16 protein-coding genes are annotated in these 18383 nt (G+C 61.2%); 11 read left to right on the forward strand and 5 right to left on the reverse strand.

What is annotated here, in order from left to right; translation table 11 throughout:
• Positions 1-22 precede the first annotated feature (22 nt).
• Both HCZ23_RS12130 and HCZ23_RS12135 read left to right on the forward strand, forming a co-directional pair.
• Complete coding sequence (locus HCZ23_RS12130) at positions 23-1318, forward strand: adenylosuccinate synthase (protein ID WP_167601994.1); 1296 nt, start codon at positions 23-25, stop codon at positions 1316-1318.
• Positions 1319-1322: 4 nt separating this feature from the next.
• Positions 1323-1562 (forward strand): DUF2842 domain-containing protein, encoded by a 240-nt coding sequence (locus HCZ23_RS12135; protein WP_167601995.1) that lies wholly within the window; start codon positions 1323-1325, stop codon positions 1560-1562.
• A gap of 51 nt (positions 1563-1613) precedes the next feature.
• Here the strand turns inward: HCZ23_RS12135 and HCZ23_RS12140 are convergent, their stop codons facing one another.
• Complete coding sequence (locus HCZ23_RS12140) at positions 1614-3887, reverse strand: hypothetical protein (RefSeq protein WP_167601996.1); 2274 nt, start codon at positions 3885-3887, stop codon at positions 1614-1616.
• 132 nt (positions 3888-4019) lie between these two features.
• On the opposite strand from HCZ23_RS12140, the gene HCZ23_RS12145 reads away from it, so the two are divergent.
• Positions 4020-4709 carry a thiamine diphosphokinase gene (locus tag HCZ23_RS12145; RefSeq protein ID WP_167601997.1) on the forward strand — a complete coding sequence of 230 codons (690 nt, stop codon included), beginning with the start codon at positions 4020-4022 and terminating at the stop codon, positions 4707-4709.
• On the opposite strand, the gene HCZ23_RS12150 is transcribed toward HCZ23_RS12145, so the two are convergent.
• Both HCZ23_RS12150 and HCZ23_RS12155 read right to left on the reverse strand, forming a co-directional pair.
• A complete protein-coding gene (locus tag HCZ23_RS12150) occupies positions 4706-5644 on the reverse strand; it encodes a DMT family transporter (protein WP_254870288.1) in 939 nt (312 codons plus the stop codon). The genes HCZ23_RS12145 and HCZ23_RS12150 overlap by 4 nt on opposite strands.
• Positions 5645-5728: 84 nt before the next feature.
• Positions 5729-6097, reverse strand: a complete 369-nt coding sequence (locus tag HCZ23_RS12155; protein WP_167601998.1) for a YbaN family protein — start codon at positions 6095-6097, stop codon at positions 5729-5731.
• 194 nt (positions 6098-6291) lie between these two features.
• Between HCZ23_RS12155 and rpiA the strand changes: the two genes are divergently transcribed.
• The 5 genes from rpiA to HCZ23_RS12180 all read left to right on the forward strand — a co-directional run bounded on the left by rpiA (position 6292) and on the right by HCZ23_RS12180 (position 12623).
• Positions 6292-7077, forward strand: coding sequence for a ribose-5-phosphate isomerase RpiA (rpiA, locus tag HCZ23_RS12160; protein ID WP_167601999.1), 786 nt, complete (start codon positions 6292-6294; stop codon positions 7075-7077).
• A 116-nt stretch (positions 7078-7193) separates the two neighbouring features.
• Positions 7194-8555: a glutathione-disulfide reductase gene (gor, locus tag HCZ23_RS12165; protein WP_167602000.1), complete on the forward strand. Its 1362-nt coding sequence runs from the start codon at positions 7194-7196 to the stop codon at positions 8553-8555.
• Between the two features lie 152 nt (positions 8556-8707).
• Positions 8708-9871: an FtsH protease activity modulator HflK gene (gene hflK, locus HCZ23_RS12170; RefSeq protein WP_167602001.1), complete on the forward strand. Its 1164-nt coding sequence runs from the start codon at positions 8708-8710 to the stop codon at positions 9869-9871.
• The gene (gene hflC, locus HCZ23_RS12175) at positions 9871-10743 is read left to right on the forward strand and encodes a protease modulator HflC (protein WP_167602002.1); all 873 of its coding nucleotides are present in this window, start codon (positions 9871-9873) and stop codon (positions 10741-10743) included. Before hflK ends, hflC begins: the two co-directional genes overlap by 1 nt.
• A 455-nt stretch (positions 10744-11198) precedes the next feature.
• A complete protein-coding gene (locus HCZ23_RS12180) occupies positions 11199-12623 on the forward strand; it encodes a Do family serine endopeptidase (RefSeq protein WP_254870312.1) in 1425 nt (474 codons plus the stop codon).
• A gap of 76 nt (positions 12624-12699) precedes the next feature.
• Here HCZ23_RS12180 and HCZ23_RS12185 read toward each other — a convergent pair whose 3' ends face one another.
• Entirely contained in the window at positions 12700-13158 is a 459-nt protein-coding gene (locus HCZ23_RS12185) for a peptidoglycan-binding protein (protein WP_254870290.1), read from the reverse strand.
• A gap of 379 nt (positions 13159-13537) precedes the next feature.
• On the opposite strand from HCZ23_RS12185, the gene HCZ23_RS12190 reads away from it, so the two are divergent.
• Together HCZ23_RS12190 and HCZ23_RS12195 are read left to right on the forward strand one after the other, a co-directional pair.
• On the forward strand, positions 13538-13861 hold the full coding sequence (locus tag HCZ23_RS12190) for a 2Fe-2S iron-sulfur cluster-binding protein (protein WP_167602005.1): 324 nt from the start codon (positions 13538-13540) through the stop codon (positions 13859-13861).
• The gene (locus tag HCZ23_RS12195) at positions 13861-14586 is read left to right on the forward strand and encodes a VCBS repeat-containing protein (protein WP_167602006.1); all 726 of its coding nucleotides are present in this window, start codon (positions 13861-13863) and stop codon (positions 14584-14586) included. Before HCZ23_RS12190 ends, HCZ23_RS12195 begins: the two co-directional genes overlap by 1 nt.
• Positions 14587-15282: 696 nt before the next feature.
• Here the strand turns inward: HCZ23_RS12195 and purD are convergent.
• A complete protein-coding gene (gene purD / locus HCZ23_RS12200; RefSeq protein WP_167602007.1) occupies positions 15283-16548 on the reverse strand; it encodes a phosphoribosylamine--glycine ligase in 1266 nt (421 codons plus the stop codon).
• A gap of 87 nt (positions 16549-16635) precedes the next feature.
• Here purD and xseA point away from each other — a divergent pair, with 87 nt between their 5' ends.
• Positions 16636-18231 carry an exodeoxyribonuclease VII large subunit gene (gene xseA / locus HCZ23_RS12205; RefSeq protein WP_167602008.1) on the forward strand — a complete coding sequence of 532 codons (1596 nt, stop codon included), beginning with the start codon at positions 16636-16638 and terminating at the stop codon, positions 18229-18231.
• Positions 18232-18383: the final 152 nt, after the last annotated feature.

Below are 18383 nucleotides of genomic sequence, written 5' to 3' on the forward strand. Positions count from 1 at the left end.
CATCCGATCATAAGGACTCACTATGGCTAACGTCGTCGTTGTCGGCGCCCAATGGGGTGACGAGGGAAAAGGCAAGATCGTGGACTGGCTCTCCGAGCGCGCAGATGTGATCGCGCGCTTTCAGGGCGGTCATAACGCGGGCCACACGCTCGTCATCGACGGCAAGGTCTACAAGCTGAACGCACTGCCCTCGGGCGTGGTGCGCGGCGGCAAGCTGTCGGTCATCGGCAACGGGGTCGTGCTCGATCCCTGGCATCTCGTCAAAGAGATCGCCTCGATCCGTGAGCAGGGCGTCGAAATCACGCCGGAGACCTTGATGATTGCGGAAAACACGCCGCTCATCCTGCCGATCCACGGCGAACTGGACCGCGCCCGCGAAGAGGCTGCGTCGAAAGGCACGAAGATTGGCACCACCGGTCGCGGCATCGGCCCGGCCTATGAGGACAAAGTGGGCCGTCGCTCCGTCCGCGTCGCCGATCTGGCCGATGAAGAGACCCTGATCGCCCGCGTTGACCGTGCGCTTCAGCACCACGATCCGCTGCGCAAGGGTCTCGGTATTGAGCCGGTGGACCGCGAGCGTTTGATCAATGATCTCAAAGAGATCGCCAAGGAAATCCTGCCCTACGCAGCGCCCGTTTGGAAAGTGCTCAACGAGAAACGCAAAGAGGGCAAACGCATCCTCTTCGAAGGTGCGCAAGGCGCGCTTTTGGACATCGATTTCGGCACCTATCCCTTCGTGACCTCGTCGAACGTGATCGCCGGTCAGGCCGCCACCGGCGTGGGGCTTGGCCCGAATGCGATCAACTATGTGCTCGGCATCGTCAAAGCCTACACCACCCGCGTGGGCGAAGGCCCGTTCCCGACCGAGCTGAAAGACGCAGATGGTCAGCGTCTGGGCGAGCGTGGGCATGAGTTCGGCACAGTGACGGGCCGTCAGCGCCGCTGTGGCTGGTTCGATGCCGCTCTGGTGCGCCAGACCTGTGCGACCTCGGGTGTGACCGGAATTTCCTTCACCAAACTCGACGTTCTCGACGGTTTCGAGACGCTGAAAATCTGCGTCGGCTATGAGCTGGACGGCAAGACGCTCGATTATCTCCCGACCGCCGCCGAAGAGCAGGCGCGTTGCACGCCGATCTACGAGGAAATGCCGGGCTGGTTCGAGTCGACCGAAGGCGCGCGGTCTTGGAACGATCTGCCGGCCAATGCGGTGAAATACGTCCGCCGCGTCGAAGAGCTGATCGAATGCCCGGTGGCACTTTTGTCCACCAGCCCCGAGCGCGACGACACGATCCTCGTAACCGATCCTTTCGTGGATTGATCCGATGGCGCTGAGCTACAAGGCCCGGCGCCGTCTGGCGCTTTTGGTTCTGGTGCTGGGGCTGCCGGGGTACATCGTGCTGGCGGTCACGCTCGTGAACCTCTTCGAGCGCCCTTCGATCTCGGTCGAGTTCGGCATCTATGTCGGGCTTGGTGTGCTCTGGGCCTTTCCGCTCAAGGCGATCTTCAAAGGCATCGGTCAGGCCGATCCGGACGCGCCGCCACAGGACGATCACACCGAGTAATGCAAAAAGGCCGCCCCAAAGGACGGCCTTTTTCTTTTATCTTTGTCGCGATCAGCGCGGTTTGAACCGGGTGCTCTCAGCGACCGCGAATTGACCCCGGCTCAGCTTGCGGATCTTGCCCTGACGCAGCAGTTGACCGAAGGAGCGCAGGCGCTCCTCGACCGGCATGTCGGCGGGCATCGCCTCTTGCGCCAGATGCATGATCTGCGGGCGCGTCACGGTTTCGCGGCCCTGCACGAAATTGGAAAACGCCGTGGCGGCTTCCAACAGTTCCGGCAGGCTTTCGGCGCCAAGAGATTCAGCAAATTCGGCAAAGCTCACGCCGGTCTCAGGGGCCTCGGAGGCGATGGCATCGGTCTCGTCAAAGCGCTCCGTCTCCTGCACGGCCAAAGCGGTGCGCGACACCCGGCGCGGACGCACGGGCGTGATGTTGGCGCCGCCGGGAACCTCGGTCGGCGTGTCGATGCGCTGCTCAGACACCAGCATCAGCGGCGGCAATTGCCGACGGGTCTGATGCGTGCCTTCCGGGCGGCTCGGGCGGACGACGCGGGCCAAATCTTCTTTGTAATCCTGGGCCTCGTCTTCCTCGATGGTGTCGCCCTTGTCGGCTTTCTCGGCGCGGATGGCGCCGACAGCGGCCTTGAGATGCTGGATCGCGTTGCGGCGGCGGGTGTTTTCCCCCTTGGCCATTTCGCGGTCCGTTTCGTCCATCAGGCGCGACATGGAGGCGTCGGAGGCGTCGAACACATTTGCGGTGTCGGCGCTGTCGTCATCGCCCTCTTCGTCGCTGTCGGAGAACAGCGCAGTGTCTTCCTCGACCTCTTCGGTCTCGTCCGTTTCCGCGCCGATGGCGGCGACTTCGGCCAGCTCGCGCATCAGATCGTCTTCGTCCTCGGCGTCGAGTGTGGAGGAGCCCAGTTCGCGGCGCAGTTTGGCGGCGAGATCGTCATCTGCTTCGGCGGTCTCTTCGCTGTCCGCTTCAACCTCGGCTTGCGCCTCGAAATCGGCGCGACGCATTTTCACGACGCGGGCGCGCACGCGGCGCAGCGGGTCGTTGGCGGTCTCTTCCTCTTCTGCGGCGTCCTCTGCCGGGCGGGTGGCCTCGGCAATATCGGCGGCCAGGTTCGGGTCCATCTCATGCAACTCGGTGTCGGCATCCTGGACGGGCGTCTCTTCCTCTGCGGTCTCTTCGGTCAGGGAGGACAGCACATTGCCGAGGGTTTCGTCCTCATCGGCGATTGCCTCATCCGCCTGCTTTTCGATCTCTTCGAGAGCGACGGTTTCGGCTTCTTCAGTTTCAATTTCGGTGGTCTCGATTTCGAGAGTTTCAACTTCGAGAGTTTCAACTTCGAGGGGCTCGACTTCAGCGGTCTCGTCCTGATCTTCCGCGGCGATTTCGGCATTCATTTCGGCGAGGATGGCCGCGGCCTCTTGAAACGGAGCGGCTGTGCTGGACACTTCTTCGGCTTCGGCTTCGGCTTCGGCTTCGGCTTCGATCTCGTTTTCTTCCGGCGCGATCTCATCGACCGTTTCTTCGATCTCGGGCGCGTCTGCGACCTCAAGGACCTCTTCCTCAATCGCTTCAACGGAGACCTCTTCAAGAGCCACCTCGACGGGCGCCTCCGCGATGATCTCGTCTTCAACGATGTCTTCGATCTGCTCTTCGACAGCGTCTTCCACGATGTCCTGCGCAGGCTCCTGAGCCAGCGGCGCGCCGAAATTCATGGCTTCGTTCTGATCCTCGACGAAATCGGCTTGATTGCGCTGAGCGACGGCGGCGCGGATGCGTTCGAGTTTGTCGGCAATCGAGCTGCCCGCAGCCAGTGCAGGCGCGGCAGAAGGTGTGACAGCGGGGCGCGGGGCAGGCTGAGCAGCGACCGCTTTCACATCTTCTTCGGGGGCTTTCTCGACAACTTCCGGTGCAACCTCTTCGGTGACAGGCTCTTCGGTGACAGGGGCCTCAACGGCGGCAGGCGCCGGAGTCTCTGCGACAGGTGCGGTTTTGGGCGCGGCTTGAGGGGCCACGGGGGCCGCAGGGGCCGGGGCGGTGTTCGCCTCGTCTTGGGCCTCACCCATCTGGCGCAGCACAAGACCGCCCTCTTGCACACGGGCCTCAACCCGGCGCTGGATTTCCTTTTCCGCGATGGAACTCAACATCTGCGGATCCGGCGTCGGAGGCTCTGCCCCGAAATACCGGTCATCGGCTGCAAGATCGCGGAAATACTCCGCGATGGACCGCATCGTGTTGAAGGGATCGTCGAATCCCTCCAGCGTACAGGAGAATGTCCCATAGGATACGGTCAGAATTTTACTGTCACTTACCATGCCTAAACTCGCTTTCTGACTTGCTCAGCAGCTCCTTGTTTACCATGAATTGGTTCCGAAATCGGAACAGAACAAGGAAATGGTCGTGATCTTTTCCTGTCCAAAATGTGGCGAAAAGGTTAACCGTTTCTTATGAAAAATATAGAACCCGTTCTAATCACTGAGAAAAACGTCACTTTGCTGGGCGGTGGTACAATTTGTGGCACTTTGCTGAAAGAGACGCTTGTTCACGCGCCGTGTCTTGTGGCGGCGGACGGAGCGGCGGGGCAGGCGCTGGCGCTGGGGCATCGCCCTGACCGAGTCATCGGCGATTTCGACAGTCTGACAGATGAGATGCGCGCGGAGATTCCCGAAGAAAGCCTGATCCATGTGCCGGAACAGGACAGCACGGATTTCGAGAAATGCCTGACGCGGGTGGAGGCGCCGATGATCTTTGGCGTGGGCTTTACCGGCGCGCGGATCGATCATGAGTTGGCGGTCTATGCGACATTGACGCGCTTTCCGAACAAACGCTGCGTGATTTTGGGGGCGGAAGACGTGTGTTTCATGGCGCCGCCTGATCTGATGTTGCCGACAGAGCCGGGGCTGCGCGTGTCGCTCTTTCCAATGGCGCGGGTGGCGGGGCGCTCGGAGGGGCTGCGCTGGCCCATCGAAGGTCTGGATTTCGCGCCGGATCGCCGTGTCGGCACCTCGAACGAGGCGGTGGCGACAGAGGTGCGGCTGGAGTTCGATCAGCCGGGGATGATGGTGATCCTGCCGCGTGAAAGCTGCGATGGTGAACTGGTGGCGCGGCTGATCGCGGCGCCAAAATGGTCGCTTTAAAAGGCGGTGGGATCGCCGGGGACGGCGGGTTTTTGCAGGTTCACCCGCTCGCGGTGGATCAGGTAAAGCCCTGAGGCGACAATCACCGCGATGCCGAGCCAGACCATGGGCGTCGGAAAGTCGCCAAAGATCAACAACCCCGCGAGCGTCGAGAACGCCAGCTCCAGATAGGCCAGAGGCGCGATGGTGGCCGAGGGCGCGAGGGTGAGCGCGAGCGTCAGCCCCTGATGCGAGAGCGTGGCCGCAATGCCGACGCCGATGAGCCAAAGCCAGAAAATGCCCTGCGGCATTACCGGGTCGAGCGGACCGCCGGAGCCGTCGAAAATGAGGAGCAAAGGCAGGGCGACGATGAGGGCGGCGAGCGCCGTGGTGCTTTGCAGTGCGACCGGGTGATACTGGCGCAGGGCCCGCGTCACCAGCATGTAGCAGGCGAAAAAGAACCCGGCCGCGAGCGGCAAAAGTGCGGCCGAGCCGAAATTCAACAGACCGGGGCGCACCACGATCAACACGCCGACAAAGCCGACCAATGCGGCGAGGATGCGACGCGGACCGACCTCTTCGCCAAAGAGCATCCAGCCGAGGAGGAGAATGATGAAAGGCTCGACAAAGGTGATCGCCAGCGCATCGGCCAAGGGCATGATCGAGACGGCCCAGACAAAGGCGAAAGTCGCCGCCAGCGTGAAAAGCCCACGCAGAAAGATCAGCGCGGCATCGCGCGCCGAGTGCAACAGCGGCAAGCGCATCATCAAGGCGATGGGCAACAACAAAGCGCCCTGCACCAGAAACCGCGCGGCGGTGATCTGGCCGACCGCATGTTCTGCGGCTGCGAGCTTGGCAAAGACGTCGATCACCGGCGCGACGGCGCAGTAGACGAGCATCATCGCCATGCCCAGAAGCGGGCGGTCTTGTTTGGGGCTGGAGGCGGTCTGTGTCATGCGCTCATTTGCGATGCGCACTGTCTGAGATGCAAGCCTTGTGGCTGTGCATCGCTGGTTTTGCGGTGAGAGAGAGCGCTCAGCTCACGCGTCAGGTCGGGTTAGAATATAAAGCGCCCCGATGCCGATCAGCACGGCCTGAAGCCCGAGATAGAGCGGAGGGACCCGCAGGAGCAGAGTAGGGATGAAGCTCGACATCATCATCGTGATCGACAGCAGTTTGATCCGCCGCGGGATGGCGCCGGTCTCTTCCCAGTTTTGGATACTTGGGCCGAACCGGGCGTTGTCGAGCAACATTTGACGTAGGCGCGGCGAGCCTTTGGTGAAAAAAAACGCGGCCAGGATGAGAAAAATCGTGGTCGGCATCACGGGCAAGAACACACCGATTACCCCCAGCGCCACACAAAGCGCGCCAAGCGTCAGATGTATGTATTTCACGATCCGGTCCGTCATGGGGAGAGCCTGACATAGGTGTCTTTCGAAATCATCTACGCCAGTTGTCGCGGCTGTCCAGTTTTCATCCGAAATTGGTCGCAAGGTGGCTTGATTTTATCTGTCAAAACAGCCCGCAGGGGCCTATAACGGGGGCCGATAAGCGGCAAGATACCGCCACGTCCTCAGTGATTGAAGCCAACCGGAGCCACACCATGTCCGACACGCTGTCGCCCATCGACACCGCCAAATTCGTCGCCGCGAAAAAGGCGGTGGATTATGTCGAGGACGGCATGAAGATCGGGCTGGGCACGGGATCGACCGCCGCCTGGATGGTGCGCTGTCTGGGCGAGATGGTGCGCGAAGAGGGGCTCAATATCGTCGGCGTTCCCACGTCGTCGCGCACGGCGGAACTGGCGCGGCAACAGGGGATCAAGGTGATCTCTCTCGACGAGGCGAAATGGCTCGACCTGACGATTGACGGCGCCGATGAATTCGACGGCGAGCTGAACCTGATCAAGGGCGGCGGTGGTGCACTTTTGCAGGAAAAGATCGTCGCGACGGCCTCGGATCAGATGATCGTGATCTCGGATGTCTCGAAACAGGTCGATATGCTGGGGGCCTTCCCGCTGCCGGTCGAGGTGATCCCCTTTGGCTGGCAGACGACGAAGGCGCTGGTCGAGGAAACGCTGGTCTCGATGGATGTGTTGGGCCAGCAATCGACGCTCAGGATGAATGGCGAGGCGGCCTATGTCACCGATGAGGGCAACCACATCATCGACCTGCATCTGCAACGCATCGGCAACGCGCGGCAGCTTGCGCTGGTGCTCAACCAAATCCCAGGCGTGGTGGAAAACGGGCTGTTCATCGACATTTGTGACAAGGTGATCATCGGCCATGGCGACGGTCGGGTGACGACGCGTGACATCATCTCCGGCGAGGAGAGCGAGGATCACGTAGAGTTCGAAGAGAGCGAAAACATTTTCGCGGATCTCGACTGAACCTAATGTTGCTGTGATTTTGCAAGGACCCCGTGCAGTCTGCGCGGGGTTTTCCTTTGCGGGCAAACCTCCTACATCTGTGTCAACTTTAGAATTCTTCCAAAAAGGCGGGACTGATGGATTTCGACTATGATCTCTTTGTGATCGGCGGTGGCTCTGGCGGCGTGCGCGCGGCGCGGTTGACGGCGGCGGACGGCCATAAGGTGGCGATGGCGGAGGAATTCCGCATGGGCGGGACCTGTGTCATTCGCGGCTGTGTGCCGAAGAAACTCATGGTCTTCGCCTCGCAATATTCCGGTCATGCAGAAGACGGCAAGACATACGGTTGGGACATACGCATCGGTCAATTCGACTGGCCGCAGTTTCAAGGCAAGTTGAAGGACGAACTGTCGCGTCTCGAAGGCATCTACACCAAGAACGCCGGCAACGCAGGCGTCGAGATTCTGCACCAGCGCGCCACCGTCAAGGACCCGCACACCGTTGTGCTGGCCGATGGGACGGAGAAGACCGCGAAACACATCCTGATCGCCGTGGGCGGCACGCCCTTTGTGCCGGACACTGTGCCGGGGATCGAACTGGCGATCACCTCCAACGAGATTTTCGACATTCCCGAGCTGCCGAAGCGCATCCTGATCGTCGGCGGCGGCTATATCGCTTGCGAATTCGCCTGCATTTTCAAAGGTCTTGGCTCCGAGGTGACGCAATATTATCGCGGTGCGCAAATCCTGCGTGGTTTTGACGACGAGGCACGCGGCCACATTGCGGAGCTGATCGACGAGCAGGGCATCAACCTGCATGTCGGCACCGATGTCGAGCGGCTTGAAAAGCGCGACGATGGCATTTGGGTCAAGGCGACGGATGGCCGCGAAGGCACTTTTGACGTGGTGCTTTACGCGACGGGCCGCAAACCGGCGACGGCGGGGCTTGGCCTCGAAGAGGCGGGTGTCGAGATGGGCCGCTATGGCGAGGTCAAGGTGGATGACTATTCCCAGACCAACATCCCCTCGATCTTTGCCGTGGGCGATGTGACCGACCGCATCCAATTGACGCCGGTGGCGATCCGCGAGGCGGTGGCCTTTCATGAGACCGTGTTCAAGGGCAATCCGATGAAGCCCGACCACTCCAACGTGCCCTCCGCGATCTTCACCCAGCCGGAATATGGCGCCGTGGGTCTGACCGAAGAGCAAGCCCGCGAAGAGGGCCCCATTGAGGTCTATTCCGCCGCCTTCCGCCCGATGCAGAATGCCTTCATCGAGAAAAACCACCGGGTGATGTTCAAGCTGATCGTCTGCGCGGACACGCGTAAAGTGCTTGGCTGTCATATCATCGCGCCGCAAGCGGGCGAGATGATCCAACTCGCGGGTGTGGCGGTGAAAATGGGCGCCACGAAAGAGGATTTCGACGCCACCGTGGCGGTGCACCCGACCATGGCCGAAGAGATCGTCCTGATGAAAGAGCCGATCCGCATCCATAAGTGAAGACTTGCCGGGATTTAAACGGGCTGCGACACCGTCGCCCCCTTGAAACCCGGCCCTAGAACGAACAGGTTACAGGGGAGCCTTGGCCCGACAGAAATCCAGACAGGATTTTTCTGCCGGGCCAGACCCATACGAGAGAGGACTTGACCTTAATGGCCAGCAACAATGGCGGACCTTGGGGCGGCGGCGGTGGCAATCGCCCGACCGGAGGAGATGACCGAAACGGGCGTGGCGGTGACAACCGTGGCAACAACGGCAATCGCCGCCCGGGCGAGCAGCCGCAAATCCCCGAAATCGACGAAATGCTCAACAAGGGCAACGAGTACCTGAAGGTGCTGATGGGCGGCAAAGGTGGCGGCAATGGCCGCTCCGGCGGTTCTGGCGGTGGCGAAGGTCCGGGCGTGTCCAAGGGCATGATCGGCCTTGCTGTGCTGGGTGCCATCGGTCTTTGGGCCTTTTCCTCTTTCTATACGGTTCAACCGCAAGAAAACGGTGTCGAACTGTTCCTCGGCGAGTATCACCGCACCACGGGTGAAGGTCTGCGGTTTGCGCCTTGGCCTGTTGTGACCCATGAGAAAGTTTTGACCACCGCACGCCGGACCGAGACCATCGGCAAAGGCAGCGGTGCGGACAGCGGTCTCATGCTGACCACGGACGAGAATATTGTGGACATCGACTTCAGCGTCGTCTGGACGGTGAAAGATCCGCAGAAATATCTGTTCAACCTCGCCGATCCGCGCGGCACCATTCAGGCTGTGTCCGAATCCTCGATGCGTGAGATCATCGCGGCCTCCAGGCTGGCGCCGATTCTCAACAGGGATCGTGCGCAGATCGGTATCGACGCGAAAGACCTGATCCAATCGACCCTAGACGGGCTCGATTCCGGGATCGCCATTCAGCTGGTCAACCTCGACAAAGCCGACCCGCCTGCCGAAGTGATCGACTCCTTCCGCGACGTGCAGGCCGCCGAGCAGGAACGCGACCGTTTGCAACGTCAGGCGGATGCTTATGCCAACACGGTTGTGGCTGGCGCGCGCGGGACCGCGGCTCAGATCCTGGAAGAAGCCGAAGCTTACCGCTCGCAGGTCGTCAACGACGCCGAAGGCAAGGCCTCACGCTTTTCCGCCGTTTTGGCCGAATATCAAAACGCGCCCGATGTGACGCGCAAACGTCTCTATCTTGAGGCGATCGAAGAGGTCTACGGCGGCATGGACAAGATCATCCTCGACGACACCACCGGAAACGGGCAGGGCGTCGTGCCCTATCTGCCGCTCAATGAACTGCGCCGCAGCACCACCGATGAGGGAGCGAACTGATGAAGAAACTTCCCATTCTTTTCGGCCTGGTCTTTGTCGCGATTGTGCTGGTGATGTCCTCGCTTTTCATCGTGGACGAACGCCAAAAGGCGCTCGTGCTGCAGTTCGGTCAGATCAAGGCTGTGAAGGAAGAGCCGGGTCTCGGCTTTAAAATTCCCTTCATCCAGAATGTCGAATATTTCGACGACCGTATCCTCTCGCTCGACACGGCCGCCATCGAGGTCACGCCTTCTGATGACCGTCGTCTTGTTGTGGACGCCTTCGCGCGATTCCGCATCAGCGATGTCGAGGCCTTCAAACGGAATATGCCGCTGGGTATGTCTCAGGCGCGTCAGGAACTTCAGGGCATTTTGCTCGACCGTATCCGGGTTGTGCTCGGTGAAGATGGGGTGACGTCCAACACAATCCTGTCTTCCGATCGCGCCGCTCTGATGCAGAAGATCACCGTACAGTCCCGAGCACGTGCGCAGGGCTTCGGGATCGAAGTGATCGACGTGCGTCTTAAACAAACCAACCTGCCGGAGCAGAACCTTGACGCGACCTTTGCGCGGATGAGCGCAGAACGGGCCCGTGAGGCTGCCGACGAACGTGCGCGCGGTCAAGAGGCGGCACAACGTGTGCGGGCGCAGGCTGACCGGACTGTGGTCGAGCTTGAATCCGACGCGCGTCGTCAGGCGGAGATCACCCGCGGTGAAGCGGATGCGGCGAAGAACAAAATCTACGCCGACGCTTACGGTGCGGACCCGGAGTTCTTTGAGTTCTACCGCTCTCTCGACGCCTATCGTCAGGGCCTCAAGGGCTCGAACACGACGATGGTCCTGTCGCCCGACAGCGAGTTCTTCGATTATCTGAAGTCCGACGTCGGACGCTAAGTCTCGCGTGACAAGTCATTGAAAAGGGGCCTGTTTCGGGCCCCTTTTTCTTTTGGTCTCGCTCGGCTCGTCCTGTTTTCAGGTCTCTTTCCCGCGCATGAACCTTAATCAGATTAACCTTACTGCCGGCATTTGGGGCTGGCGCTTGAGGGCTGCGCAGACGGTTGCCCCCTACAAGATCGCGTGAGATGACGGCCCTGCGCCGGAATTCCCCTCGAAATCGCCGCCTTTCTCCTTGTCACACCCCGCTCACATGCTGTTGACTGAACGCGACCGACATTGAGTTGTGTTGCTCAACCCCTATTTGTACCCCTGAGGACAGTCGCCCGCGCCGAGAGGGAAGCGAGATGCTTCGACAGGCGCATCATACGGAGGATATTAGACCTATGACACAGGCCGTGACACAGGCTCGCGCCGTCACTTTCACCCCTCAGGACACGCGCGTTGGTTTGCGCATGATGGTTCTGGCGCTGATGGGCGCTCTCGCGATCATGTTCCAAACCATCGCGGCAGAGGCGCGTGGCGCGCCGGAAAGTTTCGCCGATCTCGCGGAAAAAGTCAGCCCCGCCGTGGTCAACATCACCACGACCACCGTGGTTGAGGCCTCCACCAATCAACAACCCATCGTGCCCGAAGGGTCGCCTTTTGAGGATTTCTTCCGCGATTTCATGGATCGCAATGGCCCCGGCGGTCAGGCCCCGCGCCGTTCGCAAGCTCTGGGCTCCGGCTTCGTCATCTCTGAAGACGGCTATATCGTCACCAACAACCACGTGATCGAAGGCGCCGATGAGATCGAGATCGAGTTCTTCGAAGGCTTCACCTTGCCCGCGAAACTCGTGGGCACCGACCCGAAAACCGACATCGCCGTGTTGAAGGTCGACAGCGACAAGCCGTTGGCTTACGTGCCCTTCGGGGACAGCGATGTCGCCCGCGTCGGCGATTGGGTCATGGCGATGGGCAACCCGCTGGGTCAGGGCTTTTCCGTCTCCGCCGGCATCGTGTCGCAACGTGGTCGCGCTCTGTCGGGCGCTTATGACGATTACATCCAGACCGACGCCGCCATCAACCGCGGCAACTCCGGCGGTCCGCTCTTTAACATGGACGGTCAGGTGATCGGCGTGAACACCGCGATCCTGTCGCCCAACGGCGGTTCTATCGGCATCGGTTTCTCGATGGCCTCGAATGTGGTGACCAAAGTGGTCGATCAGCTCAAGGAATTCGGCGAAACCCGTCGCGGTTGGTTGGGTGTGCGCATCCAGCGTGTGACCGATGATGTGGCCGAAGCCATGGGTCTCGAAGAGGTTAAGGGCGCTCTGGTCACCGATGTGCCGGACGGCCCCTCGAAAGAGGCGGGCATCGAGAGCGGCGACGTGATCCTGTCCTTTGACGGCAAAGATGTCGAAGACGACCGCGCCCTCGTGCGCACCGTCGGTGAGACCGAGGTGGGCAAGGCCGTGCGCGTCGTGGTGTTCCGCGATGGCAAGACCAAGACGCTGATGGTCACTCTGGGCCGTCGTGAAGAGGCCGAAAACGTGGCTTTCCCGGTCGAGGGCGAAGGCATGACCCCGCAAGCGCCGGAAACGGTTCAGATGCTGGGTCTGACGCTTCAGCCTCTGGATGACACGTTGCGCGAAGAACTGGGCGTCTCTGCCGGGACCACCGGTCTGGCCGTGGTCGAGGTGGATGAGACCTCCGAGGCCTTCACCAAAGGTCTGCGGGCGGGCGACGTGATCACCGAAGCCGGTCAGCAAAAGCTCGCAAGCCTCTCCGATCTGGAGGCCCGTGTCACCGAGGCGCAAGAGGCCGGTCGCAAAACCGTCCTGTTTCTGGTGCGTCGCGCTGGCGAGCCGCGCTTTGTGGCCTTGGGTGTTGGCGAGTAACACCAACGTTGAATATATGCGAAAGGCGGCTCCTCGGGGCCGCCTTTTTCGTTTAAGCTCGAGGAGAGCTCCGCAGCTACTCTTCGCGCGCCACTTCCTTGAGCCCCAACTGCCGCGCGGCGGCCAGAGACAGCACTTCGCTGTCCACCCCCTGTTCCAGCTGATAGGCCCGGATCGCGCGCCGGGTGGCGTGGTCCATACGGCCATGGGCCTGCCCCTGATAATAGCCACGCGCGGCAAGGGCACGCTGCACCGAGGCGATGAACTCCGGGGTCCAATCCTCGCGGCACAACGTTTCGAACCACAACTCCTTGCGCTCGCGGACGATGTCCTGACGGGTTTCTGTGCGATACACGGCCGGGTAGGTCACGGCACCCGAGGCGTCGATCTGTGGCGGTTGCACCAGCACCTGTTCGGTGACGGTTTCGATGATCGCGGGGGTCACATGGCGGGCGTAACAGGCATTGGGATCGGCGCCGGGAGGCGCGCCGGGCGTTTCCGAAGCGCGCAGAATCTCGTCATCTGTCGTGGCCATCTGGCAAGCGACCAAAAGGGCTGTGGCCAGTAAAACCGCGATCGGCCTAAATGAATGTCGCTCTGTCATCTGCTCGCCTGTTGAGTTTGCCCGTTGCGGGGTGTTTTCCCCATGTTACCCCGATCTTATGAATTTCCAAAGGTCGAATAAGACGCAGGTGCGAGCACGGAATTTGCCTAAAAACTGGACAGTCGCCGGGGATATCCCTGTGACCGGAGCTGGACTTGTGGTCGCGACGGAATGACCCTTTTCTCGCGCCCCCTGTCGCGCTAAAGCAGGTGTCGAAAAACGTCCCCATGGCCACATCGGTCCCATCGGGGCAGGTCGGACGAGAACAGGCTTTCAGCCCCAAGTGAAAGCAGCGGAAAGGAATGAGCCCATGGTCAAAATCACCTATGTCGAATTCGGCGGTACCGAACACGTTGTGGATGTCCCCGTGGGGCGCACCGTGATGGAGGGCGCGCGCGACAATGGCATTCCGGGCATCGACGCCGATTGTGGCGGGGCCTGCGCCTGTTCCACCTGCCACGTCTATGTGGCGCCCGAGTGGGTCGAAAAGCTCCCCGAACGTGACGACATGGAAGAAGACATGCTCGATTTCGCCTTCGAGCCGGATCCCGTGCGTTCGCGCCTGACCTGTCAGATCAAGGTGACCGAGGCCCTCGAAGGCCTTCTGGTCAATATGCCTGAAAAGCAGATCTGATGCTGAAACTGGCCGCTTTGCTCGCCTTGGCGGCCAGTCTTTTCGCTGCCCCGCTGGCCGCCGCCACAATCAGCGGCGCGCATTATGCGGAGCCCACTGAGGTTTACGGCCACGGGGCCGTTGCGAATGGCGAATATGGCCGTCTGGTCGTGACATTGGACGACGGCACAACGCGCGAGGCCTCTTTCAAGAAAAGCGTGTTCGAAGACACCGCGCCCCGGCTTCACGATTTCAACGGCGACGGCGCGCCGGAGGTGGTGACGGTCGTCAGCGGCTTTGTCACCGGCGCTTGGGTACAAGTCTGGTTCCTCGACGATCAAGCCCGCCTGATTCCGGCCAAGGCCAGCGCGCCCATCGGCCAACGCCACCGCTGGCTCGCCATCGCGGGCATTGCCGATTTCGATGGCGATGGGGTGGAGGAGATCGCCTATGTCGATCGTCCGCATCTGACAAAAGAGCTGGTACTCCTGCAGGTTGACCTGGCGCGTGAAGGCATGTTGGTGCCTTTGGCACGACGTTCCGGTCTGACCAATCATCATCTCGGCGCAGCGGAGATCGAAGGGGGTGTACGAGACTGCCCTGATGACGCACCGGTGATCCTGACGGCGGATGCGGATTGGACACAAGTTGTCGAGACGCGCTGGCAAGATGGCGAATTGGTTTCAACGACCCTTGGGACTTACGAGGGCCCTGCGTCTTTCACGCCGTTCCTCACCTGCCCGTAAAAGGGGCGCTGCCCCTCTGGCCTTTCAGGCCAGTCACCCCGGGATACTTTAAGCCTTTTGCAATTGCTCTGCGTCTCCGATCAATTGCAAAAGGCTCGCAACATACAGATGTTGCACAGCGCTTCCCGGAAATCCGTGACACAGATATTTCGCAAAACGCTTTCAGGCGAAAGAAGCACGCGTCCCCATCCATGCTGAAGCCTTGGCGTATCCCGCTGTCCCCTGAGCAAACTCACGAGGACAGGGGGCTTCTTCCGTCACGGTCATCGGCGTCCCCGCCTGTACCGCGCTTGCAGCATGGCGGGTTACGGTTAATGGCCGGTGGATTGCGCTTCTTTTGTCTGGAAATATCCCGGGGGTGCGGGGGGCTGGCCCCCGCAAAAAGTGGGCGTGGGGGCTGGCCCCACAAATAGAGCGTATGGGGGCTGGCCCGCAAAAGGTGAGTGTGGGGAGAGCAGCCCCAAGTCAGCGTCATTTCAAAAGAAACACGGCAATAGAAAAGGCGCGCCGTTCGAGCGCGCCTCTATTCTGTCGCGACAGCCGCAACCGGGCTTTTACACCGAAGTTTCGAACCGTGAGGGGTTCAAACCGGATGGCCATTCGAGCCTTTGGTGCCTTTCGCAACGTGGTTATGCCATGGGTAAGGTTAACACGGGCTTAACCGAAACCTGCGTCCCCAGATTTATTTCGCCTGAATTATTTCAGCGCCCGCCAGCCGATATCGGACCGGTTGAAGCCCTCGGGCCAATCAATCTGAGCAATCATCGCATAGGCGCGGTCGCGCGCATCCTGTAGGCTGTCGCCCCGCGCCGTCACGTTGAGTACCCGCCCGCCGGTCGCGACGATCTGGCCGTCTTTCTCGGCGGTACCCGCGTGGAACACCATGTTCATGCTGTCCTCGGGCAACGCGTCCAAGCCCTTGATCACAGAGCCTTTCTCGTAGGCCCCCGGATAGCCCTTCGCCGCCATCACAACGGTCATCGCGTGATCGTCGGCCCAGTTCACCTTGGCCTGATCCAGCGTGCCCTCAGCGGTCGCAAGCATCAGATCCAAAGCCTGCGCGCCCAGACGTATCATCAGCACCTGACATTCCGGGTCGCCGAAACGACAGTTGTATTCGACAAGGCGCGGCTGGCCGTCCTTGATCATGAACCCGGCATAGAGCACGCCCTGATAGGGCATGCCGCGTTTCGCCATTTCCTTGACGGTCGGTTTGACGATCTCGTCCATGGCCTTTTGAATGACGCTGTCGGTCATCACCGGCGCGGGCGAATAGGCGCCCATACCGCCGGTGTTCAGTCCCGTGTCCCCGTCGCCAACGCGCTTGTGATCCTGCGCCGTGCCGATGGGCAGGACGTTTTCGCCGTCGCACAGAATGAACCAGGAGGCCTCTTCGCCCTCCATGAATTCCTCGATCACGACCTCCGCGCCCGCACCGCCAAAAGCGCCGCCGAACATGTCGTCGATGGCCTCCAAAGCGGTCGCCTCGTCCATGGCGACGATCACGCCTTTGCCGGCCGCCAGACCGTCGGCCTTCACCACGATGGGGGCGCCTTGTGTGCGGATATAGGCCTTGGCCTTTTCCGCATCATCGAACCGGGCGTAACCTGCGGTCGGCGCACCGGAGGCGTCGCAAATCTCTTTGGTGAAGCCTTTCGAGGCTTCAAGTTGCGCAGCCGCTTTAGAGGGGCCAAAGGTCAGCACGCCAGATGCGCGCAGATCGTCGGCGACACCGGCGGCGAGCGGCGCTTCCGGGCCGATCACGACGAAATCAATCGCATTTTCCTCAACAAAAGACACTACAGCCGGGCCGTCGTTGATGTCGAAAGACGCGCATTCCGCAATCGCAGCAATGCCCGCATTGCCCGGCGCCACGATCAGCTTGTCGCATTTCGGGTTTTGCATCACCGCCCAGGCCAACGCATGTTCGCGCCCGCCGCTGCCGAGGATCAGAATGTTCATCAACGCTCTCCGCTTCACCTTTGCTTGCGCGCGTTCTAAGGTCACCGAGAGTTTGACACAAGCACGAGCAGCCCCCGGAGGCCCAACATGTCCGATCTTTTCGAGGACGACAGCCCCAAAACCTCTAACGCCCCGGAATTTTCCGTCTCCGAACTCTCCGGCGCGGTGAAGGCGATGATCGAGGGCGAGTTCGGCTATGTGCGGGTGCGCGCCGAGGTGGGGCGCGTGTCGCGTCCGCGCTCGGGGCATTTGTATTTCGATCTGAAAGACGAAAAAGCGGTCATCAATGCGGTGAGTTGGAAGGGTCAGGTCGCGCGGATGGAGGTGCAGCCCGAAGAGGGGATGGAGGTCATCGCCACGGGGCGGATGACGACGTTCCCCGGCGGCTCGCGCTATCAGATCATCGTCGACAATGTCGAACCTGCGGGTGCGGGCGCGCTCATGGCCATGTTGGAAAAGCGCAAGAAAGCGCTGGCCGCCGAGGGGCTGTTCGATGCCTCTCGTAAAAAGCCGTTGCCTTGGTTGCCGGAGGTGATCGGCGTGGTGACCTCGCCCTCGGGCGCCGTCATCCGCGATATTTTGCACCGTCTGAGCGACCGTTTCCCGCGTCATGTGTTGATCTGGCCGGTGGCGGTTCAAGGTCAGAAATCAGCCGCAGAAGTTGCGGCGGGCATTCGCGGGTTTAACGCTTTGCCCGCAGACGGTGCGATCCCGCGGCCTGATCTCATTATCGTCGCGCGGGGCGGGGGATCGGTCGAGGACCTCTGGGGGTTTAACGAAGAAATCGTGGTGCGTGCGGCGGCAGACTCCGCGATCCCGCTGATCTCCGCTGTCGGGCACGAGACCGACACGACGCTGATTGATTTCGCCTCCGACAAACGCGCGCCGACACCGACCGCCGCCGCAGAGCTGGCCGTGCCGGTGCGGCGCGAATTGTGGGTCACTATTCAGGAATTGCGTGCCCGGATAGAGCGGGCTTTGACCGGTGGTGTCGAGTTGCGCCGTCAGCGGTTGCGCGATCTGGGCCGCGCCTTGCCGCAGAAAGACCGCCTGCTCGATGGGCCGCGTCAGCGTGTCGATCAGATCGACCTGCGTTTGACGCAGGCGCTGATCAACGGGGTGCGCAACCGGCGGCTGGCGCTGTCTGAGGCGGCAACGGTGCTGCGGCCTTCGATCTTGCAGGGGAGGATCACGGCGCATAAGGATCGCCTGTCCACATTGTCCTTGCGGCTTGCGCCCGCTTTGGCGCGCGGTGCGGGACAACACCGGCGCGATCTCGACCGTTTGTCGGCACGTCTGTCGCCTATGACCGTCTCGCGTACGACCGTGCAGGCACGCCGCGATTTCACGCAGCTCTCTGACCGGTTCGCCCGTGCCGCGCAAGGCCAGACCCATCGCTGGCGCGCGGCTTTGGATCAGCGCGCGGGGATGTTGTCGGCTCTGTCCTATCAAGAGACGTTGAAGCGCGGCTATGCCGTGGTGCGCGATGCCGAGGGCGGTGTTGTGACCTCGTCGAAGGACGCGGCACGGATGCATGAGGTGCAATTTTCCGATGGGCGGGTGCAGATCGGTGGCGGCGTGGCGTCGAAGCCTGCCAAGCCCCCCGCGAAACACGCCACCAAACCCAAAGCCAAGAAAGAGCCGGGATCGGGCAGCGGGCCTGCTCAGGGCAGTTTATTCTGAGGCCTTGCGCCGTGATACGCGCTGCGGTCCCGGCGCAAGGTGTGGCTTGCACGCAGTGATCGCGCCTCTTTCCCCTCTGGCGTTAACCTTAATCTTATTAACCTTAATATCGGTTAAGGTTAATGCGGAGGGGATATGACGCGAGGCACGCC

The organism is Celeribacter sp. HF31 (assembly GCF_011806455.1).
GTDB lineage: Bacteria > Pseudomonadota > Alphaproteobacteria > Rhodobacterales > Rhodobacteraceae > Celeribacter.

Excerpts from the sequence above, each read along its gene's own strand:
- HCZ23_RS12130 (WP_167601994.1), top strand. The coding sequence starts at position 23 with ATGGCTAACGTCGTCGTTGTCGGCGCCCAATGGGGTGACGAGGGAAAA.
- HCZ23_RS12135 (WP_167601995.1), top strand. The coding sequence starts at position 1,323 with ATGGCGCTGAGCTACAAGGCCCGGCGCCGTCTGGCGCTTTTGGTTCTG.
- HCZ23_RS12140 (WP_167601996.1), bottom strand. The coding sequence starts at position 3,887 with ATGGTAAGTGACAGTAAAATTCTGACCGTATCCTATGGGACATTCTCC.
- HCZ23_RS12145 (WP_167601997.1), top strand. The coding sequence starts at position 4,020 with ATGAAAAATATAGAACCCGTTCTAATCACTGAGAAAAACGTCACTTTG.
- HCZ23_RS12150 (WP_254870288.1), bottom strand. The coding sequence starts at position 5,644 with ATGACACAGACCGCCTCCAGCCCCAAACAAGACCGCCCGCTTCTGGGC.
- HCZ23_RS12155 (WP_167601998.1), bottom strand. The coding sequence starts at position 6,097 with ATGACGGACCGGATCGTGAAATACATACATCTGACGCTTGGCGCGCTT.
- rpiA (WP_167601999.1), top strand. The coding sequence starts at position 6,292 with ATGTCCGACACGCTGTCGCCCATCGACACCGCCAAATTCGTCGCCGCG.
- gor (WP_167602000.1), top strand. The coding sequence starts at position 7,194 with ATGGATTTCGACTATGATCTCTTTGTGATCGGCGGTGGCTCTGGCGGC.
- hflK (WP_167602001.1), top strand. The coding sequence starts at position 8,708 with ATGGCCAGCAACAATGGCGGACCTTGGGGCGGCGGCGGTGGCAATCGC.
- hflC (WP_167602002.1), top strand. The coding sequence starts at position 9,871 with ATGAAGAAACTTCCCATTCTTTTCGGCCTGGTCTTTGTCGCGATTGTG.
- HCZ23_RS12180 (WP_254870312.1), top strand. The coding sequence starts at position 11,199 with ATGATGGTTCTGGCGCTGATGGGCGCTCTCGCGATCATGTTCCAAACC.
- HCZ23_RS12185 (WP_254870290.1), bottom strand. The coding sequence starts at position 13,158 with ATGGCCACGACAGATGACGAGATTCTGCGCGCTTCGGAAACGCCCGGC.
- HCZ23_RS12190 (WP_167602005.1), top strand. The coding sequence starts at position 13,538 with ATGGTCAAAATCACCTATGTCGAATTCGGCGGTACCGAACACGTTGTG.
- HCZ23_RS12195 (WP_167602006.1), top strand. The coding sequence starts at position 13,861 with ATGCTGAAACTGGCCGCTTTGCTCGCCTTGGCGGCCAGTCTTTTCGCT.
- purD (WP_167602007.1), bottom strand. The coding sequence starts at position 16,548 with ATGAACATTCTGATCCTCGGCAGCGGCGGGCGCGAACATGCGTTGGCC.
- xseA (WP_167602008.1), top strand. The coding sequence starts at position 16,636 with ATGTCCGATCTTTTCGAGGACGACAGCCCCAAAACCTCTAACGCCCCG.